This window comes from Arenibacter hampyeongensis, assembly GCF_002909255.1.
Classification (GTDB): Bacteria; Bacteroidota; Bacteroidia; order Flavobacteriales; family Flavobacteriaceae; genus Arenibacter; species Arenibacter hampyeongensis.
In genome coordinates, this window is record NZ_PIOB01000001.1 from 690,957 (window position 1) to 716,755 (window position 25,799).

The 25,799-nt window shown below is 39.2% G+C and carries 19 protein-coding genes; 12 read left to right on the forward strand and 7 right to left on the reverse strand.

Features of this window, described 5'->3' with window-relative positions:
• Positions 1 to 140 precede the first annotated feature (140 nt).
• Positions 141 to 686 (reverse strand): 3-hydroxyanthranilate 3,4-dioxygenase, encoded by a 546-nt coding sequence (locus tag CWD91_RS02800; protein WP_103439407.1) that lies wholly within the window; start codon positions 684 to 686, stop codon positions 141 to 143.
• 127 nt (positions 687 to 813) lie between these two features.
• Entirely contained in the window at positions 814 to 1,290 is a 477-nt protein-coding gene (locus CWD91_RS02805) for a CAP domain-containing protein (RefSeq protein ID WP_103439408.1), read from the reverse strand.
• Between the two features lie 350 nt (positions 1,291 to 1,640).
• Here CWD91_RS02805 and CWD91_RS02810 point away from each other — a divergent pair, with 350 nt between their 5' ends.
• Complete coding sequence (locus tag CWD91_RS02810; protein WP_103439409.1) at positions 1,641 to 7,151, forward strand: alpha-2-macroglobulin family protein; 5,511 nt, start codon at positions 1,641 to 1,643, stop codon at positions 7,149 to 7,151.
• An 81-nt stretch (positions 7,152 to 7,232) separates the two neighbouring features.
• Positions 7,233 to 7,766: a DUF5004 domain-containing protein gene (locus CWD91_RS02815; RefSeq protein WP_103439410.1), complete on the forward strand. Its 534-nt coding sequence runs from the start codon at positions 7,233 to 7,235 to the stop codon at positions 7,764 to 7,766.
• Between the two features lie 69 nt (positions 7,767 to 7,835).
• Here the strand turns inward: CWD91_RS02815 and CWD91_RS02820 are convergent, their stop codons facing one another.
• Positions 7,836 to 8,384 carry a CvpA family protein gene (locus CWD91_RS02820; protein ID WP_103439411.1) on the reverse strand — a complete coding sequence of 183 codons (549 nt, stop codon included), beginning with the start codon at positions 8,382 to 8,384 and terminating at the stop codon, positions 7,836 to 7,838.
• A 98-nt stretch (positions 8,385 to 8,482) separates the two neighbouring features.
• Here CWD91_RS02820 and CWD91_RS02825 point away from each other — a divergent pair, with 98 nt between their 5' ends.
• The 4 genes from CWD91_RS02825 (at position 8,483) to CWD91_RS02840 (ending at position 13,284) form a co-directional block, all read left to right on the forward strand.
• A complete protein-coding gene (locus tag CWD91_RS02825; RefSeq protein WP_103439412.1) occupies positions 8,483 to 8,839 on the forward strand; it encodes a hypothetical protein in 357 nt (118 codons plus the stop codon).
• 2 nt (positions 8,840 to 8,841) lie between these two features.
• Positions 8,842 to 9,120 carry an antibiotic biosynthesis monooxygenase gene (locus tag CWD91_RS02830; protein ID WP_239985623.1) on the forward strand — a complete coding sequence of 93 codons (279 nt, stop codon included), beginning with the start codon at positions 8,842 to 8,844 and terminating at the stop codon, positions 9,118 to 9,120.
• Between the two features lie 9 nt (positions 9,121 to 9,129).
• Positions 9,130 to 11,520: a penicillin-binding protein 1C gene (gene pbpC / locus CWD91_RS02835; protein ID WP_103439413.1), complete on the forward strand. Its 2,391-nt coding sequence runs from the start codon at positions 9,130 to 9,132 to the stop codon at positions 11,518 to 11,520.
• Positions 11,521 to 11,616: 96 nt separating this feature from the next.
• Positions 11,617 to 13,284 (forward strand): glycerol-3-phosphate dehydrogenase/oxidase, encoded by a 1,668-nt coding sequence (locus CWD91_RS02840; RefSeq protein ID WP_103439414.1) that lies wholly within the window; start codon positions 11,617 to 11,619, stop codon positions 13,282 to 13,284.
• Between the two features lie 53 nt (positions 13,285 to 13,337).
• On the opposite strand, the gene CWD91_RS02845 is transcribed toward CWD91_RS02840, so the two are convergent.
• Entirely contained in the window at positions 13,338 to 14,339 is a 1,002-nt protein-coding gene (locus CWD91_RS02845) for an NAD(P)H-dependent glycerol-3-phosphate dehydrogenase (RefSeq protein ID WP_103439415.1), read from the reverse strand.
• Positions 14,340 to 14,802: 463 nt separating this feature from the next.
• On the opposite strand from CWD91_RS02845, the gene CWD91_RS02850 reads away from it, so the two are divergent.
• From CWD91_RS02850 to CWD91_RS02860, 3 genes are all read left to right on the forward strand, one after another.
• Positions 14,803 to 15,729 (forward strand): nicotinic acid mononucleotide adenyltransferase, encoded by a 927-nt coding sequence (locus CWD91_RS02850; protein WP_103439416.1) that lies wholly within the window; start codon positions 14,803 to 14,805, stop codon positions 15,727 to 15,729.
• Between the two features lie 211 nt (positions 15,730 to 15,940).
• Complete coding sequence (locus tag CWD91_RS02855; protein WP_103439417.1) at positions 15,941 to 16,912, forward strand: phytanoyl-CoA dioxygenase family protein; 972 nt, start codon at positions 15,941 to 15,943, stop codon at positions 16,910 to 16,912.
• 83 nt (positions 16,913 to 16,995) lie between these two features.
• Positions 16,996 to 18,573, forward strand: a complete 1,578-nt coding sequence (locus tag CWD91_RS02860) for a SulP family inorganic anion transporter (protein ID WP_103439418.1) — start codon at positions 16,996 to 16,998, stop codon at positions 18,571 to 18,573.
• Between the two features lie 107 nt (positions 18,574 to 18,680).
• On the opposite strand, the gene CWD91_RS02865 is transcribed toward CWD91_RS02860, so the two are convergent.
• Both CWD91_RS02865 and CWD91_RS02870 read right to left on the reverse strand, forming a co-directional pair.
• The gene (locus tag CWD91_RS02865; RefSeq protein WP_103439419.1) at positions 18,681 to 19,160 is read right to left on the reverse strand and encodes a c-type cytochrome; all 480 of its coding nucleotides are present in this window, start codon (positions 19,158 to 19,160) and stop codon (positions 18,681 to 18,683) included.
• A gap of 46 nt (positions 19,161 to 19,206) precedes the next feature.
• The gene (locus CWD91_RS02870) at positions 19,207 to 20,169 is read right to left on the reverse strand and encodes a YheT family hydrolase (protein ID WP_103439420.1); all 963 of its coding nucleotides are present in this window, start codon (positions 20,167 to 20,169) and stop codon (positions 19,207 to 19,209) included.
• 268 nt (positions 20,170 to 20,437) lie between these two features.
• Between CWD91_RS02870 and CWD91_RS02875 the strand changes: the two genes are divergently transcribed.
• The 3 genes from CWD91_RS02875 (at position 20,438) to CWD91_RS02885 (ending at position 24,625) form a co-directional block, all read left to right on the forward strand.
• Entirely contained in the window at positions 20,438 to 21,820 is a 1,383-nt protein-coding gene (locus CWD91_RS02875; protein ID WP_103439421.1) for a 3-keto-disaccharide hydrolase, read from the forward strand.
• 27 nt (positions 21,821 to 21,847) lie between these two features.
• Positions 21,848 to 23,206 carry a Gfo/Idh/MocA family protein gene (locus CWD91_RS02880; RefSeq protein WP_103439422.1) on the forward strand — a complete coding sequence of 453 codons (1,359 nt, stop codon included), beginning with the start codon at positions 21,848 to 21,850 and terminating at the stop codon, positions 23,204 to 23,206.
• Positions 23,207 to 23,575: 369 nt separating this feature from the next.
• Positions 23,576 to 24,625, forward strand: coding sequence for a substrate-binding domain-containing protein (locus CWD91_RS02885; RefSeq protein ID WP_103439423.1), 1,050 nt, complete (start codon positions 23,576 to 23,578; stop codon positions 24,623 to 24,625).
• A gap of 89 nt (positions 24,626 to 24,714) precedes the next feature.
• Here CWD91_RS02885 and CWD91_RS02890 read toward each other — a convergent pair whose 3' ends face one another.
• Positions 24,715 to 25,689, reverse strand: coding sequence for an NAD(P)H-dependent flavin oxidoreductase (locus CWD91_RS02890; protein ID WP_103439424.1), 975 nt, complete (start codon positions 25,687 to 25,689; stop codon positions 24,715 to 24,717).
• Positions 25,690 to 25,799 lie beyond the last annotated feature (110 nt).

Genomic DNA, 25,799 nt, shown 5'->3' on the forward strand with positions numbered 1-25,799 from the left:
TTTTCAAATTTACAAATTATTGTGTTGACTAAGGCATTAGCGGGCACAAATGTTATCAAAAACCTATTTAATGATTTTGGTGCTTTACAGCTTTTTAAACTACTTTAGAACTGTAAGGAACAACTGAATTAATAAAGTGACTATTGGTCTTCCTTTGCAACAAACCTTTCATCTACGGGCATTACTGTACCACAGTTACTACAGGTCCTTAGTTCCTCCGAACCGTAGAAAGTTTTAAAGTGACCCAAAAAGTCTTTTTCAATATTATTTAGGGTGAAGTAAACTTCATGCAGTTTGTTGTTGCAATTATAGCAGAACCAAAGCAAGCCATCCTTGACATCCATTTGCGCCCTTTTGCGTTCAATGACCAGACCTATGGAACCAACTTGCCTAACTGGGGAATGAGGTACTTTGGCCGGGTGAAGGTACATGTCCCCTGGACCCAATTGCATGGTCTTTTTTTGACCGTTTTCTTGAATATGTACTTCAATATTTCCTTCCAATTGATAAAAAAGCTCCTCTGTTTCGTTGTAATGATAGTCTTTTCGGGCATTGGGGCCGGCAACGACCATTACAATATAGTCTCCGGATTCTGTGTAAAGGTTTTTATTTCCTACCGGAGGTTTTAAGGTCGCCCTATTTTCAGAAATCCATTTATTTAGGTTGAATGGTTGTTTTATGGACATAGCAGTAACTTATTACAATTAGATTTATAAGGCCTTGCTATTCTTGACAGGACATAAAAGTGTGCCGTCAATTATTAACACAGGCATTAATATCAAAAATAAGAAAAGTAAACTGCTTTAAGGAGGACTATCTGTAGAAGAGTTGTGTAAAATATAGTTTACCGCCGGAGTTTCTCTTTACACTTACAGCTGTATGGGTGAAGTCGCCTTCCATGGTTTTTCTGTGGTCGGAACTGGCTAGCCAGTTTTGAAAAGCTTCAACGGCCGAATCATAGTCTTTTGCCACATTTTCGGAAACAAAAGAGGCATTTACGGCCTGGGAGATATCGGAGGCCCTTGCGCTAAAATTATCATGGTTAATAGAACCTTTAGCTATCATATAGTCGGTATGTTTGTTGGCATACTCATACGCTACGGCACTATAGTCCAAATCTGTATACCCCAAGGATATACGGTGGTCGTTGACGATACCAAGTAATTCCTGCTCCACTTCAACGGCGTTTTCTGCCACGGGACCAATTGCCGACTCTATAGGCTCTGTGCTACAGGAGACTACTACAAATGTGAACAATAGCATTATAAAATAATGCACTTTCGTTTTCATACAGTGTTCTAATTGTAAGTAGGAAGAAAAGGAAGAATGGGGAATTCTTGTATTCTCGTAATTGGCTTCTCGAGACCAACATTGTAATATTAAAAAAATTATTGAGTAAGGAGCATCATTAAGTGATTTATTCGACGAAATGCATAGTTAACTAAAATCTTGTAATACAAGGATTACTTATAGAACGATTTTCCGCTAGCAATAAATACCAATATGGTTGGCAGTAAGTGGAAAAATTGTCTACAATTGTAATGATATCGCAAATTATCCTATAAGGACCTTTATTCGATTAAAAAATATTCCCCAAAAGGAAAACCTTTTATCTTTACAGTACTAAATCGGTTCCTTTCATGAAATTAATTGTCCGTACCCTATTATTTCTTTTCATTTTTAGTTGCAACTCCAAAAAAGACACTGCCAAAACTCCAATAGATAACTTAAATCTTTATCAGGATTTTATAACAGAAGTGTCCCATGGGATAATTTCTGTAAAAGCTGATGTACGGGTAGTTTTGAATAGGCCCGTTGATTCGTGGGAAAGTGGACAGGTACTGGGTAGCGATTTGTTACAGGTAATTCCAAAGACCAAAGGTAAGGTCGTTGCATTGGATCGAAGAACTATAGCTTTTATACCCGAAGTCAGTTTTCAACAAGATAGCACCTACGGTTTTACTTTGGACCTAGGGGCAATTATTCCCGAGGCCCCAAAGGATTTGCAGCATTTTAATTTCAGCGTAAAAACATTGAAACAACAGTTCAGTGTATATGCCCAGACCGTACAATCCTACTCCAAGGATTACCAATATATTGAGGGGCAACTCAAAAGTGCGGACCAATTGAGTTTAAAAAATGCCAAACAGTTGTTGGTGGTAAAACAGAAAGGGAAAAATGTTCCCGTAAAATTCGATTCCTCCATTGCGGAAGGCACACAATTTCATTTTAAAATTGATAGTATCCAGCGATTTACGGAGGATACGGAATTGGAGGTTGTTTGGGAGGGTAAGGTTTTAAATATAGATAGTTCAGGAAAGAATTTTATAAAGATTCCGGGGAAGAGCAATTTTAGTATTCTGGAAGTCAACGTGGAAACCGGGGATAAGCAAATTATAAACATTAATTTTTCAGATCCTTTAAAAAAAGGACAGAACTTTAAGGGTCTTGTGGTGCTGGAAGGCGATAACAACCCTAAATACAATGTTGTTGGGAATACCTTAAAAGTATATCCTTCCAAGGAGGTGACTGGCACAATTCAGCTCGAGGTATTTGATGGTATAGAAAGTATTGATGGCTACAAGTTAAAAACGAAGCTTGCGGAGATGGTAGCTTTCGAACAAATAAAACCGGAAGTCAGGCTATTATCCAACGGGACAATTTTACCATCCTCCAATAACTTAAAAATAAATTTTGAAGCCGTAAATCTGAAGTCGGTCAACGTAACCGTTCTTAAAATATTTGAAACTAATGTTTTGCAGTTTTTACAAGGAAATAATCTTAACGGGAACTATAACTTAAAAACAGTAGCTAGGCCTATTGCAACAAAGAAATTGGACTTGGAAAGCAACCTTAGTGGTAATAGTGGGAAATGGTCGGCACATGCCCTAGATTTAAAATCGCTCATTACTCCCGAAGCAGGTGCCATGTACAGGGTAGAGCTTAGTTTTAAGCCATCGTATAGCCTTTTTAAATGTGAAGACACCAATTTTGACCAGGAAACAACATCTGACGATGATTTTGATCAAGAATCAGAAAACAGCTCATGGGACGGAGTAGAATCCTATTACGAAGACTACTATTTTAATTACGATTGGAACCAACGTGATAATCCCTGCCATACCACCTATTATTACGATAAAACAGTTGGGGCCAATATTTTGGCTTCGGACTTAGGAGTAACCGTAAAACAAGGGGTTAACAAAAGCTATTTTGTAGCGGTCAATGATATTTTGAGTACCAATCCCATAGCTGGAGCCAAGGTAACCTTCTACAATTATCAGCAACAGGTTATTGGGCAGGTCATAACCGAGGTGGATGGCACCTCTATCTTTGACTCGGATAATATGGCATACTTTGCGATTGCGGAGAGCAATGGTCAAAAAACCTACGTTAAACTAAATGACGGCAATGCCTTGTCCGTAAGTAAGTTTAATGTTGATGGCGTTGCTCTGCAAAAGGGAATCAAAGGTTTTATTTTCGGTGAAAGAGGAGTTTGGCGACCAGGGGATAAGCTTTTTGTTTCTTTTCTATTGAACGATAATGCCAATAAACTTCCAGCAGGACATCCGGTAAAGTTGGAATTAATGGACCCCTACAACAAAGTGGTTCTTCGCGAAGTAAAGAACACTTCCCTGAACAATTTTTACAATTTTGTTTTAAGGACAGATGAAAATGCACCTACCGGTAATTGGCTGGCCAAGGTTTCTGTAGGCGGGGCATCCTTTACCAAAACCGTTAAGATAGAAACGATCAAACCTAATCGATTGAAGATTAAAACTGAGTTTGAAGATGAGGTGTTGTCCGGTGGTAAACCTATCAAAGGTTCGTTGCAGGTAGCTTGGCTCCATGGGGCACCGGCAAAAAACCTCAAAGCTGATATTACGGCAAAGTTTAATGTACAGACAACAACTTTTAAGAATTTTCCAAGTTATGTATTTGATGACCCAACAAGGGCCTTTTCCACTGAAGACCAAGTAGTTTTTAATAGCGCTGTTAATGCCGATGGCAAGGCGTCCTTTTCGCTTAGTCCACAAATAAATAGTCTGGCTCCAGGAATGCTAACAACGGCATTTATGACCAAAGTATATGAAAATGGGGGTGATTTCAGTACAGACGTCTTCACAAAACAGTTTTCGCCATTCAAAACTTATATAGGCTTAAATGTGCCCAAAGGTGATAAGATTAGGGGAATGTTGCTTACAGATCAATCCCATAAATTTGAAGTTGTTTCGGTGGATGAAAAGGGCAATGCCAAAGCGGCCAATAATCTAAAGGTTACCATATATAAAGTTAACTGGAGATGGTGGTGGGAGACTTCATCGGACAATCTATCCAATTTTAGCAACAGTGAGTATCAGGAAAAGGTATTTGAACAAAACATCAGCACTAATACAAGTGGTAAGGCTTCCTTTAATTTTGAATTAAAATATCCTGAATGGGGCCGATATTTGGTTAGGGTGGAGGATCCAATGGGTGGACATGCCACTGGTAAAACAATCTATGTGGATTGGCCGGGATGGGCAGGGAAGTCAATGAAAAATGACCCTTCTGCCGCTACAATGTTAATGTTCTCCACGGACAAGGAAGATTATAAAGTTGGAGAAACGGCCACCGTTACCTTTCCAGGTTCCGTAGGCGGCAGGGCATTGGTTACCATTGAAAATGGCAGTGAGGTACTCCATTCACTCTGGGTGGAATCGGAAAAAGGGGAAACAAAATTTGAAATCCCGATAACTGAGTTGTATACCCCAAATGTTTACATTAACATTAGTCTTTTGCAGCCTCATGCCTCAACTTTAAACGATTCCCCAATTCGGATGTATGGGGTAGTTCCTATATCGGTGGAAGATCCTACAACCAAACTGCTCCCGGAAATATCTATGCCGGATGTTTTGAGGCCGGAAGAAAATATAACGGTCAAGGTAAATGAGAAAAAAGGTAGGGCCATGACCTATAGTATTGCCATAGTGGATGAAGGATTGCTAGATCTAACTCGTTATAAAACTCCAAATCCTTGGGATTCTTTTTATGCACGTGAGGCTTTGGGGGTAAAGAGTTGGGATGTGTACGATGATGTAATAGGAGCCTATGGGGGAAGAATAAATCAGGTCTTCGCTATTGGTGGGGATGGGGAATTGGCCGGAGCTAAAAATAAAAAGGCAAATCGTTTTGAACCCATGGTGGTTTATCTAGGTCCATTTGTCCTAAAGGAGGGGGAAACAAAATCACATAAAATAGACATACCCAAATATGTTGGATCTGTACGCACTATGGTCATAGCAGGAAATTCTGGAGATGCTGCTTATGGTGTCGCAGAAAAATCAACGCCTGTGCGCAAGCCCCTGATGGTATTGGCGTCCTTGCCAAGGAAAATTACCCCAGGGGAGAGTGTAACACTGCCCGTTACTGTCTTTGCCATGGAAAATAAAGTAAAAGAAGTGACTCTGAAAATTAAACCAGATCCGTCCTTTAGCATAGAAGGTAATGCCATACAAAGCGTTTCATTTTCCCAGCCAGATGAAAAAATGGCTTATTTTCAATTGAAGGTAGCCGACTATAGTGGTGTAGGTAGGGTAGTGGTCGAAGCTTCAGGGAATGGTGAAAGGGCCTCTTTTGAAATACCTATAGATGTGGTTAACCCAAATCCTTTAACCACAGTGACCGAGGAGGTTGTTTTGGAGGGCAATAGTAACAGGACCCTAGATTTTAAAACTTTTGGGATTACAGGAAGTAACCAGGCAGAGGTTGAACTTTCTACCCTTCCACCATTGAATTTTAATGGAAGGATGCAATATTTAATCCAATATCCACATGGATGTTTGGAGCAGACCACCTCCACTGCCTTTCCCCAATTGTTTATGGCAGATATCTTTGATATTAGTTCGACTAGGAAAAAGGAGATTCAACAAAATGTGGAAAATGCCATAAAAAGAATTGGCAGTTATCAAATGCCTAGCGGTGGATTCTCCTATTGGCCAGGACAAAATAATGCCGATGATTGGAGTTCTTCCTATGTGGGTCACTTTTTATTGGAAGCGGAGAAAAAGGGATACGTTATGCCTTTAGGGTTTAAGTCGAATTGGATAACTTATCAGCAAAATATAGCTCGACAATGGCGGGCAGGGGCTTCCTTTTCAGATTTGGCGCAGGCATATCGCTTATATACCCTGGCCCTTTCCGGAAATGCTGATATTGCTTCAATGAATAGACTAAGGGAAACTCCCAATTTGTCCGCTAATGGGAAATTCCGCCTTGCGGCCACATATGCACTTATTGGTCAAGAGAGTGTTGCCCAACAGTTGATCAAATCTTCAAATCTTGATTTTGTGGCCACTAAAAATGATTATTATACCTATGGGTCCCCTGAACGGAACAGGGCCATGGCTTTGGAAACTTATGTGCTTTTAAAGGATAAGATGAAAGCTCAGGAAATGGCCAAGAACTTGGCGCAGCGATTAAGCAACGATGAATGGATGAGCACCCAAAGTACTTCCTATTGTCTTTTGGCCTTGGCTAAGTTTGCCAATTTAGTTGGAGGTAAGGGGATTAAGGCCAGTATATCGCTTAATGGAGGAGATAGTACTGTTGATACACAAAAAACCTTGGCCAATATAGGATTGGCAATTAAAACTGGGACCAATTCCATCAACATAAAAAATGAGGGTGCCAATTTGATTTACGTCAGCATCATTAATAGTGGTATACTTCCTGTTGGAGAGGAGAAGGAGATACAACGAAATTTAATCGCCAATGTGGTTTTTAAAGGACGGAATGGCACTAAATTGGACGCTTCCTCCATAATGCAGGGTACGGATTTTGTTGCTGAGGTATCACTTACCAATACCAAGGCAGAATTGATCAAAAATGTGGCATTGTCAGAAATATTCCCCAGTGGTTGGGAAATAGTAAATACACGATTCACAGATTTTGGGGATTTTGCTGAAAATGAGGTGACCTATACGGATTTACGGGATGATAGGGCGAATTTTTATTTTGATATGAAAAAGAACGAAACAAAAATATTTAGGGTATTGTTGAATGCATCTTATTTGGGTAGGTATTATCTGCCCGGGATACAAGCTGAAGCCATGTACGACAATGATTACGTTGTACGCACTAAGGGTCAATGGGTAGAGGTTGTGCAGTAGTTGTATTCATAGGAGACAAAAATAAATATCAATATCGCGCAACCATTTTGTCTTTTTTGCATTCTTATTAAAAAAATAGAAATGATGAAAAAAGGATTTTGTTTTATGCTCATTGTAACTATGGCACTGAGCACTTTATTTGTGGGTTGTAGTACGGATAATACCATTGAATGTCCTGCTGATTTTGAGGGAGCACTGGCCGAGGAGGAAAACAGTTTAATCGGAACTTGGCAGCTAACGGCAATACTTGCGGAAAAAGAAGTGGATATAACCAATGATAACGAAGAAAACCCCAAAAAAGATATTTTTGTTCAATATTCGGCCTGCGAGAAGGATTCCGACTATACCTTCGGTCCAGGTCGGGCCTATGAATTTTCACAAGGGGAAAATGCTTCAACTTGCAGTAATAAAATTAAAATTGCAGGGACTTGGAAGCTTTCGAGTGGTACTCTAGGTTTAATTGGCAATTGTTCGGCCCAGAATTTGAATATTGTTTTCAATACCGATAAATCGGCTTTTTCCGTTACTTCCAATTATAATATTACAGATGTTAAAGGATTAACCATACAAACGGATGTAAAATTCACCTATACCAAAGTGGGTGCAACCCAATAATTGGTTTTAAGGTAGAGAACTATACCATCCTATGGTCACCACATTTTTTTGTATCATAGGATGTTATATTTATCCACCAACCTTAATATAGGTGTCTTGTTCCTTATTCTTAGGTGGTTCTACTTCAAGCGCTTTGTTTTCCTTAAGTACCTTGCTAAAAACAAAGGCACCAATTTCCATTACAGGGCTATAAAGTTTGGACTCGTCAATTAATTCTTGCTTAACAAACCCCAATTGGTTATTGCTTCTGTCGAAAAAAATCAATAATGCACCGAGTATGACCGCTACTTTGAGAGCACCGAAAATTCCTCCCGCTATTTTGTTTAGCAATCCCAGCATGGCAAAATCAGCGATCTTAGTCAACAATTTCCCAGCCATATTCACTACCAGGACAATAATGATAAAGGTGATCAAAAACGAAGCAGTGTTCATATATCGTTCGTTCCACTCCATATTTTTAGAAAGATATTCCCCTACAATATAGGAAAAGTGAATGGCACCATATAAACCGGTCACAAGGGCTACTAGAGATGCCAATTCAACGAATAGACCATTTCTAATTCCTTTGTATAGACCGTAAAGCAATAATAGTCCTAAAATAATATCCAATACACCCATTCCGAAAAGTCTTTTGACAAATATAAAACTTTGATTTGTACCTTTGGATAATTCTACAAAGCTTGGATAACTTAGTCCGGCATTAGAACTAAATTACTATGTCTAGAGATACACAATTAAAAGATAGATGGGAGATTTTGGTTAAGAAACTATCGTCACAATTTGCAGATAGCGATCCCTTGGAATTGGATGCAATTATATATTTGGTGGGTGTTCAGGAATTGGGACAGATTCATAAAACCTACAAGAAAGATGAAAAGTTAAATCTAATGCATATTGCAATATGTAGGTTGTTGGAACCCTATGGGTATTATGAGTTCGATTTTTTTGATGAAGATGGCTGGCCACATTATACCATTAAGGAAGAATTGCCACCCCTAAAGGCTGGTGAACAATCCGTATTGATGAAAGAGGCCTTGGTAAGCTACTTTTTGGAAAGGGATTACATTTCTTAAATATGGAACCTCCAAAACCCTGTTATGCCATAATTTTTACTTCGACCAGAATGGAAGATGATCACAGTTATGATGGAATTGCCGAGCAGATGGAGTTATTGGATAAAAGGCTGGGGTTTCTAGGCTTTGAAAGTGCCAGAGCCCAAATAGGGGTCACCTCAAGATATTGGGATAATTTGGGGGCTATTACAGATCCGAAAAGAATTGCGAATAATTTATTTGCCCAAAAAAAGGGAGGGAAGAGTGGTGCAAATGGCATAAAGTCCGAATTTGTTCGGTAGAAAGGGAATATGAATTTGGGAACGGATAAGAATCCAGTTAAGCGAGTTACAGTTTTAAAATGGCTGAAAGGGCTAATCGGAAAGCATCCTAAAAAGTTACTGATTCTTATACTGTTATTGACGGCCTATTATTTCTGTTTGCCCAGACAACTATTCAACACCCCACAGGCAACTGTTGTTGAGAGTAGATCAGGAAAGCTTTTGGGAGCGCTTATTGCCGAGGATGGGCAATGGAGGTTTCCTGTTGTTGATAGCGTACCCTATAAATTTGAGACTTGTATTTTAAATTTTGAGGACGCCCATTTTTATCATCATCCTGGTTTTAATCCTGTTTCCATAAGTAAGGCGTTCATAGCAAATATTCTTGCCGGGGAAACGGTGAGGGGTGGGAGTACACTTACCCAGCAAGTGATTCGATTGTCCCGTAACCATAAAAAACGGTCTTATTGGGAAAAAGTCAAGGAATTGGTTTTGGCCACTAGGCTGGAATTTCGCTATTCCAAAAAAGACATTTTAAAATTGTATGCAAGCCATGCCCCTTTTGGCGGAAATGTGGTTGGACTGGAGGTAGCGGCTTGGCGTTATTTTGGCATGCAACCAAGTCAGTTATCATGGGCGGAAGCAGCTACTTTGGCCGTACTGCCCAATGCCCCAAGCTTGATATATCCTGGAAAAAATCAAATTAAATTACGGAATAAGAGAAACAAACTACTTCAAAAATTGTTACTAAACCATCATATTGATAGCACTACGTACCAATTATCGCTGCTGGAAGAATTGCCTAATAAGCCATTTTCACTACCTGATACAGCACCTCATTTAGTACAGTATTTGGCAAAAAAAGGCAAAGGGAAAAGAATTTTGACCCATTTGGATGAAAATCTTCAGACCAATATAAATGCTATTGTGAAAAAGCATTATAATACCTTGAAACAGAATCAGGTCTATAATGCGGCTGTACTGGTAATGGACGTACAAACCCGCAAGGTACTTGCATATATAGGCAACACACCAACGGATAATGAACATGAGAAGGATGTGGATATGGTGCAGGCCAATCGCAGTACTGGCAGTGTTTTAAAACCGTTATTGTTTACTGCCATGATGGATGCGGGAGAATTGTTGCCCAACATGCTGGTACCTGATGTTCCTACCCAAATAGCGGGTTATACACCTGAAAATTTCAATGAAAGTTATAGTGGTGCCATACAGGCAGACAAGGCATTGGCAAAGTCACTCAATATTCCGGCTGTACGCTTGTTGCAATCCTATGGTCTTGAAAAATTTAGGGATCAGTTAGATCTATTTAACCTAAGGGGGCTTAACAGGTCTGCCGATCATTACGGACTTATACTGATACTTGGAGGAGCAGAAACTAATCTATGGGATTTGTGCAAGACTTATGCCTCCTTGGCATCAACGGTAAACCATTTTAACGAAACTTCCAGTGAGTATTACACAAAAGAATTTGTAGAGCCAATAATAAGTGCGGATTCAATAGCCGATTTTGGGGCGAAATCCACCGTAAAAACTATTTTTGATGCGGCCAGTATCTACCTCACTTTTGAGGCGATGAAAAAAGTTAACCGACCTGAGGGAAGCGAATCTTGGGAGTTTTTTGATTCCTCCAAGCAGATAGCATGGAAAACAGGTACAAGTTTTGGTAATAAGGATGCATGGGCCATTGGAATTACCAAAGACCATGTGGTAGGGGTATGGACTGGCAATGCGGATGGAGAAGGAAGACCAAATGTTTCTGGACTCACTAGTGCGGCCCCAATTTTATTCGATGTTTTTAATGTTTTGCCACAATCTGCCTGGTTTCAAAAACCTGAGGATGAGTTTACCGAAATTAGAGTATGCTCCAAAAGCGGTTTCTTGGCTACCGAAATATGCCCCAGTGAGGTTATCTCTATCCCCAACAAACAAAATTATGTAAAAGCCTGTGCCTATCATCAACTGGTACATTTAGATCCTCAAAAACAGTATAGGGTTAATTCCTCTTGCGCGAGCCTGTCCGAAATGCGGAGCGAGTCTTGGTTCGTGCTACCTCCATTAATGGAATTCTACTATAAAAAGAGTCATCCAACCTATAAATCTCTGCCGGTTTTCTTAGAGGGTTGCAAAGAAACCAACACTGCGGTTATGGAGTTTATTTATCCAAGGAACGGAAGTAGAATAACACTGCCCAAAAATTTTGAAGGAAAAAAGAACGAATTAATAGTGAAGTTGGCCCATTCAAAACCTGAAACTCCTGTGTATTGGTATTTGGATGAGAAATTTGTTGGGGAAACCACAAACTTTCATGAAAAAGGATTGATACCTGAACCGGGAAATCATAGGATTATCGCTGTGGATGCTTTGGGCAATGAAGTTGTTATAACGATAACGTTGGAGTAACATTTGTCCTTTGATTTAGGAGTATAATCAGTTACCTTTAAGGGCATTAGTTGAAGTAAGATAAATCCACCTCATAACTAACCGATATATATTAAGATGACAAAAAATATTCGATTTTCTAATTTGGACAGAAAAAAAACCGTTGCCAAACTAACGGAAGAATCATTTGATCTTGTTGTGATCGGTGGCGGAATTACGGGAGGAGGGATTGCCTTGGATGCTGCATCCAGAGGTCTAAAGGTGGCCTTGGTTGAAAAAAATGATTTTGCATCAGGAACCAGTAGCAAGTCAACAAAATTGATACACGGTGGCCTGCGTTATCTAAAGCAATTTGATTTCTGGCTGGTAAAAGAGGTTGGTTCCGAAAGGGCCATAGTTCATAAATTGGCGCCACATTTGGTGTTGCCAGAGAAAATGTTATTGCCCTTAATAGAAAATGGATCTTATGGCAAATGGCTCACCTCCATAGGTTTAAAAGTCTATGATATTTTGGCACAGGTTACAGGGGATGACAAACGTAAAATGCTGGAGAAAAAAGAAGCCCTGAAATTGGAGCCTTTGTTGCCCAAAAAAATATTGAAGGGAGCAGGGTATTATGCGGAATATAGGACGGATGATGCGAGACTGACCATGGAGACCATTAAGACTAGTTTGCACCATGGAGCCATAGCTATTAACTACGTTGAAGTGAAGGACTTTATTTATGATGAGGGCATAGTGGCAGGGGTAAAAGTGAAAGACACAGTCTCGGATACGGAATTTTCAATAAAGTCGAAATATGTAATTAGCGCCGCAGGGCCTTGGGTAGATGAACTCAGGGGGATTAATAATTCAAAAAAGGGAAAGCGTCTACATCTTACCAAAGGAGTGCATTTGGTTTTTCCCTACGATAAATTGCCTATAAAGCAATCGGTGTATTTTGATATTCCGGATGGTAGAATGATGTTTGCAATTCCAAGGGGCAAGATTACCTATATAGGTACAACGGATACAAATTTCAACGAGAATAAGGACGACGTAAAAACGGATGTCGCCGATGCCATTTATTTAATATCTGCCGTGAATAATATGTTTCCAAAGATTAATTTGGAAATGGAAGATATTATATCTTCTTGGGCAGGACTACGCCCGCTCATACACGAAGAAGGCAAATCCGCCTCTGAATTATCACGAAAGGATGAGATTTTTACTTCAGAATCTGGGCTTATCAGTATTGCCGGGGGCAAGCTTACGGGTTATCGTAAAATGGCGGAGAGAGTGGTGAACAGGGTCGGAAAAAAATTGGAGGAGGATTATGGGAGTTTAGTAAAACCTTCAGATACCGAGCATATTCCATTATGTGGTAACGAATTTAAAAAGTATAAATACGTCAAGAAATATATTGCAGAAATTCATGAGAGATTAACCCCTGAAGGATTTTCACAATATGATGCCTGGTATTTGGTTACCAATTACGGGAAACAAACTGAAACTATTTTGGAATACTATGCCAAACAAAAAGATGATGATCATGAATTGGGCATGGCCAAAGCCGAATTAAAGTTTACCATTGAAAATGAAATGGTGCAAACTCCCATGGATTTCTTTATTCGAAGGACTGGAAGGTTATACTTTGATATTGACAGTATTAGAAAATTGATGGAACCCATATTGGCCGAATTCAAAACTATATTTAAACTGGAGGATGAGATCATTAACTCCTATAGGGCAACCTTGGAGGAAGAATTGGAAGAGCACTCCAATTTTTCACTGGACAGAATTTAGAGAGTGCCATTATATTAATATTCGCTTGATCGTACAGAGGTAACATTTATAAGTTAATCCAGTTTTTCGGTCAGGTCCTTGAATACTTTTTTCGGACTTTTATTTTCATAAAGGACCTCGTAAACAGCGTTTAAAATAGGAGTTTTCGATTTTTTCTTGTGTTTTGAAACTATTAAATGGGCACTATTGGTGGCATAATAGCCTTCGGCCACCATTTTCATTTCCATCATGGCGCTTTTTACGGTATACCCTTTGCCTATCATATTGCCAAACATACGGTTACGGCTAAAAACGGAGTAGCCGGTTACCAAAAGATCTCCTAAATAGGCAGAATCATTTATGTTGCGTTTCATTTTATGTACCCGTTTTATAAACCGTTTCATTTCTCTGATGGAGTTGCTCATGAGTACACTTTGAAAATTATCACCGTAGCCCAATCCGTGAGCGATACCTGCAGCAATGGCATAAATATTCTTAAGCATGGCTGCATATTCCGTCCCGATAATATCGTCGGATATTTTAGTTTTTATATAATCGCTGCTCAAGTGTTTGGCCACCAATTTGGCTTTTTCGGTATCTGCGCAGGCAATGGTTAAATAGGACAATCGTTCCAAAGCAACTTCTTCGGCATGGCAAGGCCCGGTAATGACCCCTATGTTTTCGAAGGGAATATTATAATTAACATGAAAATGTTCCCCAACAATTAAACTGGTTTCCGGTACAATGCCTTTAATGGCCGAAAAAATTATTTTGTCCTTAATGTCAACCGTCAGTTGCTTCAATTCGTTTTCCAAGAAAGCAGAGGGAATAGCAAATATTAGTACATCGGCATCGGTAACGGCTTCGTTAATGTCGTTTGTAAGGTTTAATTGCTCTGTATGAAACTCTACAGAACTGAGGTAATTGGGATTGTGTTTTTGTGTTCTAATGTGTTCAATGGCATCCGTATTTCGCATATACCAATTTACCACATCGGCATTCTCTGTCAACATCTTAACAATGGCAGTTGCCCAGCTACCACCTCCCAACATAGCAAATTTTACATTGTTTTTCATCTATTTTAAAATTTTGTATTAACCTGGAAATGAACTTAATAAAAATTATCTGCCATAATCAACCAATTCTCTTTCGCATAAAACATTAAACAATTAGGTTGGTAAGCTAATAAATAATTTTTTTTATCAATTCATTCTTTACATCTTCTTGTTGTATTTTTTGTGCCATAATTTAGGCGTCAGATTACTAAAAAAGTATCCATGGCCTGTATATTTTCTTTAACAATTTGGAAGAGTGTATTGTTTAATAAAATCCATGGCAATGTAGGACTGTTTTTTGGAGATTCAAAACAAGAATTCGAGACAAGTGGCATTATGATTTAAGTTTTGCTGTGCAGTCAGATATTCAGCTCCTTAGGTATTGTTATATTTTGGCATAAGGCAATGAATTGATTATCAACAAGTAGCATTACTGGCACAATGATTGTTTTTACAGTATATAGTAACAGCAATCTTTAAAAAAATGAGAACTATTAAACTACTACTCACGTCTTTAACCCTTGGCATTCTAGCAAGCGGTTGTTACACGGAAGTTATTATCGAGGATGAATATATAGAGGACCCTATTTTAAATATTAATGCAGTATTACAATCCTATGACCTTTGGTACGTGGATATAAATGAGACCACTGGCAATGGGGAAGTTCCTTTTTTGCAAGGAGCGTTTACCGTCTCCTTTATTGGTAAAACTTTTTATGCCAATAACAATTTAGTGGGAATTGGAAAAACAGGGAACGGCCTTGGATTGGATGTTGGCTATTTCAATATAGTCAATGAAAGTTTGCAAATAAACCATGTTGTTGACGGTTATTGGAATTTGGAGGTATTTGTAGTTGATAATAATACCATTGAATTATATGATGTCAATAGCCGAACATCGTATTTTTTGGAGGGTTATCAAATAAATAACTTTGATTACAACATGGTATTTTATGACAATTTACAATACCTACTTCAGGAATATGATATTTGGGAAAAGATAGCCACAAGTGAAGAGGGAGTCGTAAACGATTTTGATTCGGAAAATTACCTGCAGTTCTATAATGAAGGAAATAAAACTATGTTTAATTCCTCCGTAGACCCCAACGGGATGCATTTCAACGATATTTTATGGGATTATCAAGGGGAGTATTCCCTGTTTAATGTTTATAACGATGAAACGCTTAAAACTTTAACACTGGATTATGAATTCATGGACAATGATTACTTTGAGTTGTACGTTATTAATGATAGTACAATAGAGCTCTATCATTCCTCTAGTGGAACGGTTTATAAGTTTAGGGGAAAGGGACTTATTACCTATTTGAAATCTGGAAAATCCCAATTGGATAAGAAAAGGGAGAAAACCGAGTTGGGGACCATGAAAGTGGCCAGAAAAAGAAAGATATAATTATTGACGTAAGGTTTTACGGTACCGATATAAAGAAGTTTTTGGTTGGTTATTTAGTTAAAGACCGCCTTGGAGTAATTACCCAGGGCGGTTTTTTGTTTGCCATAATTAAAGAGTTATTCCGCCAATAATTGGCTGTTCAACAAAAGGGCTATTTTCAATTTAATTTCTTAAATTAAGGTGTTGTTCGTGGCTATAAAAAATCCAGCGTATGAGATCCAAATATAATAAGGTAACCAACAAAAACCCACATGCAGAGATTCCGGGGAATCCTTCCACTTCCACTACCAGTAAAATAGTCTTGAACGACCGAAGTAACGGAATACCATTGCGAATCCTGAGTGAGGAGGATTGGCAATTTTGGTTGTACAACGGGTATATTGTGGTCAAAAATGCTATTACTAAGTCCCAAGCACAGGAAACCGCCCACTTTTTATGGGAATTTGAAGAGAAAGACCCCAAGAATCCCAACAGTTGGTATACGCCTCCAAGGGCAGAAATGCAAATGAAGGAATTAACGGGTACAGGAATGGTGGAGGTGTATAACCATCAGTATCTATGGAACAATAGGCAACAGGAAAAAATTTACGATGCTTTTGTGGATATTTGGGGGACGGAAAAACTTTGGGTAACAATCGATAGGGCCAACCTAAATTTCCCTATTCGGCCAGGATTCGAGCAAAAGGGGTTTATACATTGGGACTACGACCCGGAAACCAGACCTCAGAATGTACAGGGCGTATTAGCTTTGGCAGACCAGACCGATGAAAATATGGGTGGATTTCAATGTATTCCCTGGCTCTACCGGAATTATGATTCATGGAAACTTGATCAGCCGGAGGATAGGGACCGTTTTAAACCAGATGTTAGCGATTTACAAGATAAAATCGTAAAGGTGAAGATGGAAACGGGCGATCTTTTAATTTTTAATAGTACACAACCGCATGGGATAAGGCCAAATCATTCAAAAAACAAAGTGCGAATTGCCCAATATATCTCAATGATGCCGGCTGAAGAGGATAATGTGCCCCTTAAAACTTGGCGCATCAATTCTTGGAAAAATAGATTGGCACCAGAGGGATATGCTTTTCCAGGTGACCCCAGAAATTGGGAACAGACCAAGTACAAATCGGCCAAATTAAATGATTTGGGCAAGAAATTATTAGGGCTTCAATCTTGGTAATTTGTTGTAAATGTCACATTTAGGCATATCGAAGCCTATAAAACAAGAAAATCCCCTACTTTTGCGCCCTTAAAAACAAAGACGTGAAGAAGTATTTGAATCTATTCGATTTTAAGCAGAAAGTAGATTATAAGACGGAGATTTTATCCGGTTTAACCGTAGCCCTAGCTTTGGTTCCTGAAGCAATAGCTTTTGCCTTGATCCCTGGGTTTTCACCACTAACAGGATTATATGCAGCCTTTGTATTGGCCTTGGTAACTTCTATTTTAGGGGGTAGGCCAGGAATGATTTCCGGTGCTACAGGGGCCGTGGCAGTTATATTTATCGGGCTAATATTGGAATTAAAGAATACCTTTCCCGGTATCACTCCGGAAACCATTTTGAATTATGTTTTTGCCACCGTTATCATTGCAGGGCTTTTACAAATTATGGCAGGAGTTTTAAGATTGGGTAAATTCATACGCCTGGTTCCACATCCTGTAATGTTTGGGTTTGTAAACGGACTGGCCATTATTATTTTTATGGCCCAGTTCCCCAATTTCTATGTGAAGGGCACCACGGATCTGTTATCCGGTTCGGCATTTTGGACTATGCTGGGTTTAACGCTTTTAACCATGTTGATCATTTGGGGCCTTCCAAAATTAACCAAGGCCGTGCCCTCTTCCTTATTGGCAATCGTAGTGGTATCTGGCTTGGTTTTAGGTTTTGGTATAGAAACACTCACAGTGGCCGATACCATGGCTGAAGGGCAGAGTATTAGTGGCGGATTTCCACCTTTATCCATTCCGAATATTCCTTTTACCCTGGAAACCTTTAAAATAATCTTTCCTTTTGCGGCTATTGTTGCAGGAGTTGGTTTAATAGAGAGTTTGCTTACCTTGAATATTATAGACGAAATTACCGACACGCGCGGAAGTGGCAACAAAGAGTGCATAGCTCAAGGAACTGCAAATATTTTCTCAGGATTTCTATCCGGTATGGGCGGATGTGCTATGATCGGACAAAGTTTGATCAATACTTCAGCTGGCGCTAGAGCCCGTTTATCGGGGATTACGGCTGCCGTAATGTTATTGGTATTTATAATGTTTGGATCTAAATTAATTGAACAATTGCCAATGGCCGCTTTGGTTGGACTTATGTTTATGGTGGCAATTGGAACATTTGAGTGGGCAAGTTTTAAGACTTTTAGAAAAATGCCTTCTTCCGATGTGGTAGTAATGGTTTTGGTTACCTTGATTACAGCCATTACCCATAATTTGGCCATCGCCGTTTTGTTTGGGGTAATTATTTCTGCATTGGCCTATTCTTGGGAAAATGCCAAACGAATTAGGGCTAGAAAGACCATCGATGAAAATGGGGTAAAACATTACGAAATATACGGGCCATTGTTTTTTGGTTCTACTACCGCTTTTGCTGAGAAGTTTGACATACAGAACGATCCCAAAGAGGTGATTATCGATTTTAAGGAAAGTAGGGTGGCAGATATGTCGGGAATTGAGGCCTTGAACAAATTAACCGAACGTTACGCCAAGGTGGGTAAAAAAGTGCATCTAAAACATTTAAGTCGTGACTGTATAAGGTTGTTGGAGAATGCCGACGAAATTATAGATGTTAATGTAATTGAGGATCCGACCTATAAAGTTGTAGTGGATAAGGTGTAGAATTATCCTCAATCTGTATTACACTTAGCAATATTACACAAAAAGAAAAGCGTTTATAGCAACCCAAAAGTTGCTGCAAACGCTTTTTGATATTTAGTAGTTGAGTACTATAAAGTCCTTAAATACTCCGCTACCGCACGGGCATCATCTTCGGAAAGATTCTGGTTTAGCATAATCGCATTGTTATATTCCTTTAACAAGGCTTTGGCTATAGGATCTTCCTTGAGCATACCATCAGGGTTTAGAATCATATTCATTACCCATTCTGGACTTCTTCTCTCAAAAACACCTTTTAAGGCAGGACCAATTAAACGTTGCTCCGCCATATGGCAAGCCACGCAAATAGTGCTAAATGTTTTTTGCCCTTTTGCAGCCAGTTCGGTATCTATTGCATCAGCAAATTTTACGGATTTAATAGGTCCAACACCTTTATTGTCCATATCTACTGGTACTCCTTCACTTACGGGCTCCGCTTTAACTTCTTTTTTGGCTCGGTTCATTTCAAAACCTTCCTTCTTTTCTTCTTTTTTTTCACCGCAGCTAAGAATCAATCCAGCTATGGCCAAAGGGATAAATAATTTTTTCATCGTTAGTTATAATATATTATTTCACGAATATAGCAAATAGATTATTTTAATGTAATTCTTCAACGAATTTTAATGCTCTTTTTTCAGTATAAGTGATATTTTTTTGGTCATAAAACCCTACATGACCCCCGTACAATGGCTGTTCAAATTGTACGGATTTATTTTGCTCGGCTTCCTTGGACGGGTAACATTCTTCACCCAAAAAGGAATCATTTTTGGCGTTGATAATTAATGTAGGGGTCGTAATCGCAGGGATAAATTGTAGAGAGCTCGACTTTTGGTAATAATCAATGGCATTTTTAAATCCATGTGCCCTGCTGGTATAAATGTCATCAAAATCTTTTAAGGTGTTTATTTTTGCAATATCCGCATTGCTTATCATCTTTGGGAACAGCAATTGTTTTGCCCGCAGTTTGGCTATAAGGCGCTTTTTAAAACGTTGGGCATACATTATATTTTTCGGTTTTAAAAGTTCTATCAAGGAACTGTGTAAATTAACGGGGACAGATACGGCGATCGCCCCTTTTATTTCTTCGGGAAGCGATCTTCCTTCTCCCAAGTACTTTAAGGCCATATTGCCACCTAAGCTAAATCCTTTTATATATATACGGTTATATTTTTTTTCTTTTAGAATGTGGTTTATTACTGCTTCCAAATCTTCAGTTGCTCCGGAATGATAGGATCTGTAAAGTCGATTGGTTTCACCACTACATCCTCTGTAATTAACAGCACAGGCATCTATGCCAGAGGCATTCATCAGCTTGGCGCTACCTGTAATATAAGGGCGTTGGGCATTGCCTTCCAAACCGTGCAAAAGTATGACTACCTCAGAGGATGGGCGGTCCGTATAGCTCCAATCCAAGTCCATAAAATCCCCATCGCCAAGTTCTACCCGTTCGCGTTCTTGGTTAAGGCCAATTACCTTGCGTATCATCCCTGAATAAATAGTGGAGAAATGACCACTTCTAAATGGAAATGGGGGGTTGTAATTAGAGGGAATTATAGGCATTTGGGATGTTCTATAAATGAATATTGATTTTTAAAAGGGTATAACAATGTAAGATAATCCGTCAAGTTTTAAAAATGATAATGGCTGGTCTTTATACGGAAGGTATTATGTTGCTCTAAAGTATTGAATTTGTCATTAATTATCATTTAATTCTATTCTATTCACGATTAATGTAAGCAATTTATACATATTAGTTAATTTGTCAGTTGGAGTTTCAGCATATTTTTATATTTTCGTTAACGTTAACGAAAATTAATTATCTAAAATTATGGCTAATAGAAAATCAACCAACCTGTGCTTGGTATTGCTACTTCATTTTACGTTCTTCTTTACCTCCGCCCAGGATGGTTGGGAAACGCTATTCAATGGAAAGGACTTTTCCAATTTTGAACAATTGAATGGGAATGCAAAATATAAGATTGAAAAAGGGGAAATGATCGGTACTTCCAGATTGAACACCCCCAATAGTTTTATGGCTACAAAAAAGGCCTATGGCGATTTCATTCTGGAATTTGATGTATTTGTAGAAAATGGGCTTAATTCAGGAGTACAATTTAGAAGTTTGAGTCTTGCCGAATACATGGACGGAAGGGTACATGGATACCAATGTGAAATTGAAACCAGTGACAGGAAATGGGCAGGTGGGGTCTATGATGAGGCCAGAAGAGGTTGGCTTTATCCCCTTTCCAGAAACATCAAAGGGCAAAATGCTTTTAAGCCCGGCGAATGGAACTATTACAGAATAGAGGCCATTGGTCAAAACATTAGGACCTGGGTGAATGGAATCCAATGCGCCAACCTAGTGGATGATCATACTGCAAAGGGATTTATTGCATTTCAGGTGCATTCCATCCATGACGAAAGTTTGGAAGGCAAAATAGTAAAATGGAAGAATATTAGGATCAAGACCTCCGATTTGGAGAAGGAGCGTAATCAGGTAGCCGCATATGCCCCTGAAATAAGCTATTTGCAAAATCAGCTCACCTCGGATGAGATTAGAAAGGGCTGGAGATTATTATGGGACGGCAAAACATCGGAAGGATGGCGAGGTGCCAAACTGAATGCGTTTCCGGAGAAAGGCTGGAATATGGAAGACGGCGCGCTAAGTGTGCTGTCATCTGATGGGGCCGAATCCAGGAACGGTGGGGACATTGTAACCACATCGGCTTTTAGCAATTTTGAGTTAAGTATTGATTTTAAGTTGACAAAAGGAGCCAATAGCGGCATTAAATATTTTGTTGACCCAGGTCTTAATATGGGTGAAGGTTCGGCCATAGGTCTGGAGTTTCAGGTGTTGGATGATAAGGAACATCCAGATGCTAAAATGGGAAAAAATGGCAATAGGACTGTAGGGTCTTTATACGATTTGATTCGGGCAGAGAACTTTGAAAATTCCAGAGGGAAGAACTTTAATGGGGTAGATAAGTGGAACAATGCCCGTATCGTTGTTAGGGGCGGCCATGTTGAACATTGGCTTAATAATGTGAAGGTGGTTGAATACGACCGGTTTAGCCAGACATTCAAAGCCCTTGTGGAAAAAAGTAAATACGAGAAGTGGGAAAATTTTGGTACGATTCCGGCCGGTAGGATCCTTTTGCAGGACCATGGTGACCATGTTTCCTTTAGAAGTATAAAAGTTCGGGAGTTTTAAATTTGGTTTAATTTTAAAATATTGATTATGAGCGAAGGACGCAGAAATTTTATCAAAAAAACGGCATTGGCCTCGGGTGGTATCGTCTTGGGCGTTAATTCCATGAGTGCCAAAAGCTATAATAAGATCATAGGTGCCAACGATCGGGTAAGGGTAGGCATTGCAGGGTTTTCCAATAGGGCCAAAGGGGCGTTGATTCCGGCATTTTTAGGGCATCACAAGAAACAGAACTTCGAAATTGTAGGGGTTTCTGACATCTGGAACCGTAGAAGGGACGAAGGAGCCGCTTACCTGAAGGAGAAAACCGGGGAGAAGATGAAGGTTTGGAGAAACCATGATGAAATGTATGAGGAAAATAAAATAGATGCGGTCATAATTTCCACTCCAGATTTCCAACATGCCCTGCACACAGTACAAGCTGCCAATGCCAAAAAGGATATATACGTGGAAAAACCATTTGCCGAAACCATGGACGATGCAAGGGTAGGCAAAAAAGCAGTTCAGGAATCGGGAATCGTGTTTCAAATTGGTTCCCAAAGACGAAGTGGCAGTAACTACCATGCGGCCAACGACTATATTAAATCCGGTAAATTTGGGGATATAGTAATGGTTGAAATGAGTTGGAACGTTAACCAGCCGGATAGATGGCGCTTGCCTCAATTGACCAGTGAAATTAAGGAGTCGGATACCGACTGGAAACGTTATCTAATGAACAGACCTTATGAGGTCTGGGATCCTAGAAAGTATTTGGAATATAGATTGTTTTGGCCTTTTTCTTCTGGGATTCCCGGACAATGGATGTCCCATCAGATTGATACGGTACACTGGTTTACAGGATTGAACCATCCAAGAAGTGTTGCCGCCAATGGTGGAATTTATCTATGGAAAGATGGAAGAAAGAATTACGATACCATGACGGCAGTATTTGATTACGGCCCATTGGACGATATGTCCAAAGGTTTCCAAGTGGTATATTCCTCAAGGTTTACAAATTCTGCAGGGGGAACCAAGGAAATCTATTATTCCAATGGCGGAGAATTAAACCTGGATACCAATAAGGTTAGTCCAAACGGAGGATTGAAGGCTTCCCATGCCAATAAAATGGGCATGGAGGCGAATCAATTACAGGAATTTGATTTGTCAGAAAGTGCAACACAGGTCGTTACCTCTGCCGATACGGGCGCTGATAATATGACTTCATTGCATATGCTGAATTGGATGGAATGTGTAAGGAGTAGAAAGGAAACTAATGGACCAATTGACGCGGCCTACAATCATTCTATTGCCAACATTATGACCACAGCAGCCCTTAGGACAGGATTGAAAGCCACTTTCGATGATAAGGCTCAAGATGTTTTTGCAGGAGACAAAGTGTTCAAGTATTAATAACAAGATCTGGAATAGTAAAAAAAATAAATATGGGTCCTTTTGATCAATGTCCAGAAATTTTCATGTAATGGAAATATCAGAAAGGTCCATTTTATGAGGATATCCTTTAAGTTGGACCAGGTCAGTTTGTAAACGGATAAAGAAGATAGTATTTTTATGGTATTAAATGTTAGTGATTTGTGGCCGGTTAAATGGATTGGTGTGCAAGACCGAAACTGTTATACTTCCTAATATTAGGCACCTTCGTTGATGGAAATGAAAATACACTTAGGTAAAATACTTTTGGGCAGGCATTGGATAGATACAAATCGTAATTTTACCGTTATTTTTTGCACTTTTATTATTAATCTCTGATATCCCCTGTATATGGATAACCTTATTGGAATTAAGCAAATTGCCAAGTTGGCCAATGTTTCCATTGGAACCGTAGATAGGGTGTTGCATAATAGGGACGGAGTTTCTAAGGCAACGCGTGAAAAGATTAAGGCTATAATAAAGGAAACGGGATATAAGAAAAATACAGTTGCCAGCCGACTTAATTTGGCGGCACGTAAGAAATTGAAAATTGCCGTACTCATACCTGAGGTTTCAAAGAATTGGAGCTATTGGGATCTTCCTAAAAAAGGTATAGACAAGGCGGTGGAGGAATTGAGTGAAATGGGCATATTGGTTACCTACTATTACTTTACGGATCCCTTTTCCTTTATAAAAATGGGCGATGTCATTTTGAACAAAAAATATGACGCCTTGGTTACCGTTCCGTTTTTTATGGTTGAAAGCAATAATCTTTTGAGTAAGGCCAAAGACAATAATATTCCCATAGTTTTTTTGGATACCGAAGTAAAACTGGATTATCCATCATTTTTTATTCGCCAGGATTCAAATATTGCAGGTAAAGTGGCCGGTAGGCTCTTGCATGGGCTTGTTGGTAACGAAGGACTTTATTTTGTTGTCAATATTGTGACCGAAAGGGGCTTACATGCCAATAATCAACAAAGGGAAAATGGTTTCAGGGAATTTTTTAGGACAAATTTCAAGGATAGTCAAATTTCCATAATGACCATTAACCATCCTGTGGATAGACCTTTTGAAATCAATGCCGAAATAGAAAGTTGGTTTAAAGATCAGAGGCCAAAGGGCATTTTTGTTACCAATGCAAGGTCTTACCTAATACCTGATATTCTTAAGGCCAATAATGTTTCCAATGTGTCGGTAGTTGGTTTCGATTTACACGAAGACAACATTAAATGTCTAAAGAACAAGGAAATAAATTTTTTGATAAATCAAAAACCGGAATTCCAAGGCTATACAGCCATTAAGGGGATGTTCAAATATCTTACCGAACAGGATTCTTCGGATTTGAATATGGATGTTCCAGTTGAAATCATTGTGCCGGAAAATTGCATATCCAATTAGACCAAATCACTTGGTATGATTTGGGTTGACCAAAAGAATGGTTTTAGGATTATTCATATGAATAATAAAATCAATTGTTGAAACAATTCTCACTTTGGATAGATTTCCAGGATCTTTATCTGTTCTTCAATGGCCGATTTAAATTCAGATTTGAGGTTTGCCACCAAGGCTGAAACCGGTTCAACGTTATCTATGGTTGTGACTCCCTGACCAGCCGACCATATTGTTTTCCAAGCTTTGGCTTCCGTGTTCAACTCCTTGCCAAAATCTATCTTCCTGTCTTTTTTTAAATCTTCTTCCGTGATTCCGGCTGCCTTTAAACTAGCGCCCAAAAAGTTGGCGTGTACTCCGGATATTGCCGAGGTATAGACCACATCGCTTGCTCCGGAGTCGATGATCATTTTACGATATTCCTCAGGCGCCCTGCTCTCTTTGGTATTTATAAAGCGAGTGCCCATATAGGCTAAATCCGCCCCCATTTGTAATGCTGAGGCTATATCCCTTCCCGTGCTGATACAGCCAGAAAGCAATATAGTTTTGTTGTAAAATTTCTTTATCTCGGCAATTAAGGACATTGGGTTTATAGTGCCGGCGTGTCCTCCAGCACCAGCGGCAACCAAAATTAATCCGTCCACTCCGGCTTCTGCCGCTTTTTCCGCATGTCTTTTTTTAATAATATCATGAAATACAAGTCCACCATAGCTATGGATGGCATCGACCACCTGGGCCACAGCGCCCAAGGAGGTAATAATTAAAGGAACTTTATGTTTTATGCAAATTTTTAAATCGGCTTCCAATCGTGGATTGGTTGGGTGGACAATTAGATTTACGCCATAAGGCGCGGCCTTTTTTCCAGTTTCCGCTTCATATCTCTTTAATTCGGTTTTAATCTCCATCAACCATTCCTCAAAGCCTTCAGTGGTACGTTGATTTAATGCAGGGAAAGTCCCCACTATTCCATTCTTGCAGCATTCAATGACCAATTGTGGGCCAGATATCAGAAACATGGGCGCTGCTACCGCAGGAAGTGAAAGATCTGTTATAAAGGCTGCTTTGTTGCTCATTTCGGTAAAGGATTTAAAGAATTAAAAATAATCGGATACGCCAAAATTGGAAACAAAAATATCTATTGTTTATAAAAAATAGTACTTTTGAAATTATTATGCATGCATAA

Coding starts and splice junctions, on each gene's coding strand:
- CWD91_RS02885 (WP_103439423.1), top strand. CDS start 23,576: ATGGATAACCTTATTGGAATTAAGCAAATTGCCAAGTTGGCCAATGTT.
- CWD91_RS02825 (WP_103439412.1), top strand. CDS start 8,483: ATGTCTAGAGATACACAATTAAAAGATAGATGGGAGATTTTGGTTAAG.
- CWD91_RS02870 (WP_103439420.1), bottom strand. CDS start 20,169: ATGCCTATAATTCCCTCTAATTACAACCCCCCATTTCCATTTAGAAGT.
- CWD91_RS02850 (WP_103439416.1), top strand. CDS start 14,803: ATGAGAACTATTAAACTACTACTCACGTCTTTAACCCTTGGCATTCTA.
- CWD91_RS02815 (WP_103439410.1), top strand. CDS start 7,233: ATGATGAAAAAAGGATTTTGTTTTATGCTCATTGTAACTATGGCACTG.
- CWD91_RS02890 (WP_103439424.1), bottom strand. CDS start 25,689: ATGAGCAACAAAGCAGCCTTTATAACAGATCTTTCACTTCCTGCGGTA.
- CWD91_RS02805 (WP_103439408.1), bottom strand. CDS start 1,290: ATGAAAACGAAAGTGCATTATTTTATAATGCTATTGTTCACATTTGTA.
- CWD91_RS02845 (WP_103439415.1), bottom strand. CDS start 14,339: ATGAAAAACAATGTAAAATTTGCTATGTTGGGAGGTGGTAGCTGGGCA.
- CWD91_RS02830 (WP_239985623.1), top strand. CDS start 8,842: ATGGAACCTCCAAAACCCTGTTATGCCATAATTTTTACTTCGACCAGA.
- CWD91_RS02820 (WP_103439411.1), bottom strand. CDS start 8,384: ATGGGTGTATTGGATATTATTTTAGGACTATTATTGCTTTACGGTCTA.
- CWD91_RS02855 (WP_103439417.1), top strand. CDS start 15,941: ATGAGATCCAAATATAATAAGGTAACCAACAAAAACCCACATGCAGAG.
- CWD91_RS02880 (WP_103439422.1), top strand. CDS start 21,848: ATGAGCGAAGGACGCAGAAATTTTATCAAAAAAACGGCATTGGCCTCG.
- CWD91_RS02865 (WP_103439419.1), bottom strand. CDS start 19,160: ATGAAAAAATTATTTATCCCTTTGGCCATAGCTGGATTGATTCTTAGC.
- pbpC (WP_103439413.1), top strand. CDS start 9,130: ATGAATTTGGGAACGGATAAGAATCCAGTTAAGCGAGTTACAGTTTTA.
- CWD91_RS02840 (WP_103439414.1), top strand. CDS start 11,617: ATGACAAAAAATATTCGATTTTCTAATTTGGACAGAAAAAAAACCGTT.
- CWD91_RS02810 (WP_103439409.1), top strand. CDS start 1,641: ATGAAATTAATTGTCCGTACCCTATTATTTCTTTTCATTTTTAGTTGC.
- CWD91_RS02800 (WP_103439407.1), bottom strand. CDS start 686: ATGTCCATAAAACAACCATTCAACCTAAATAAATGGATTTCTGAAAAT.
- CWD91_RS02875 (WP_103439421.1), top strand. CDS start 20,438: ATGGCTAATAGAAAATCAACCAACCTGTGCTTGGTATTGCTACTTCAT.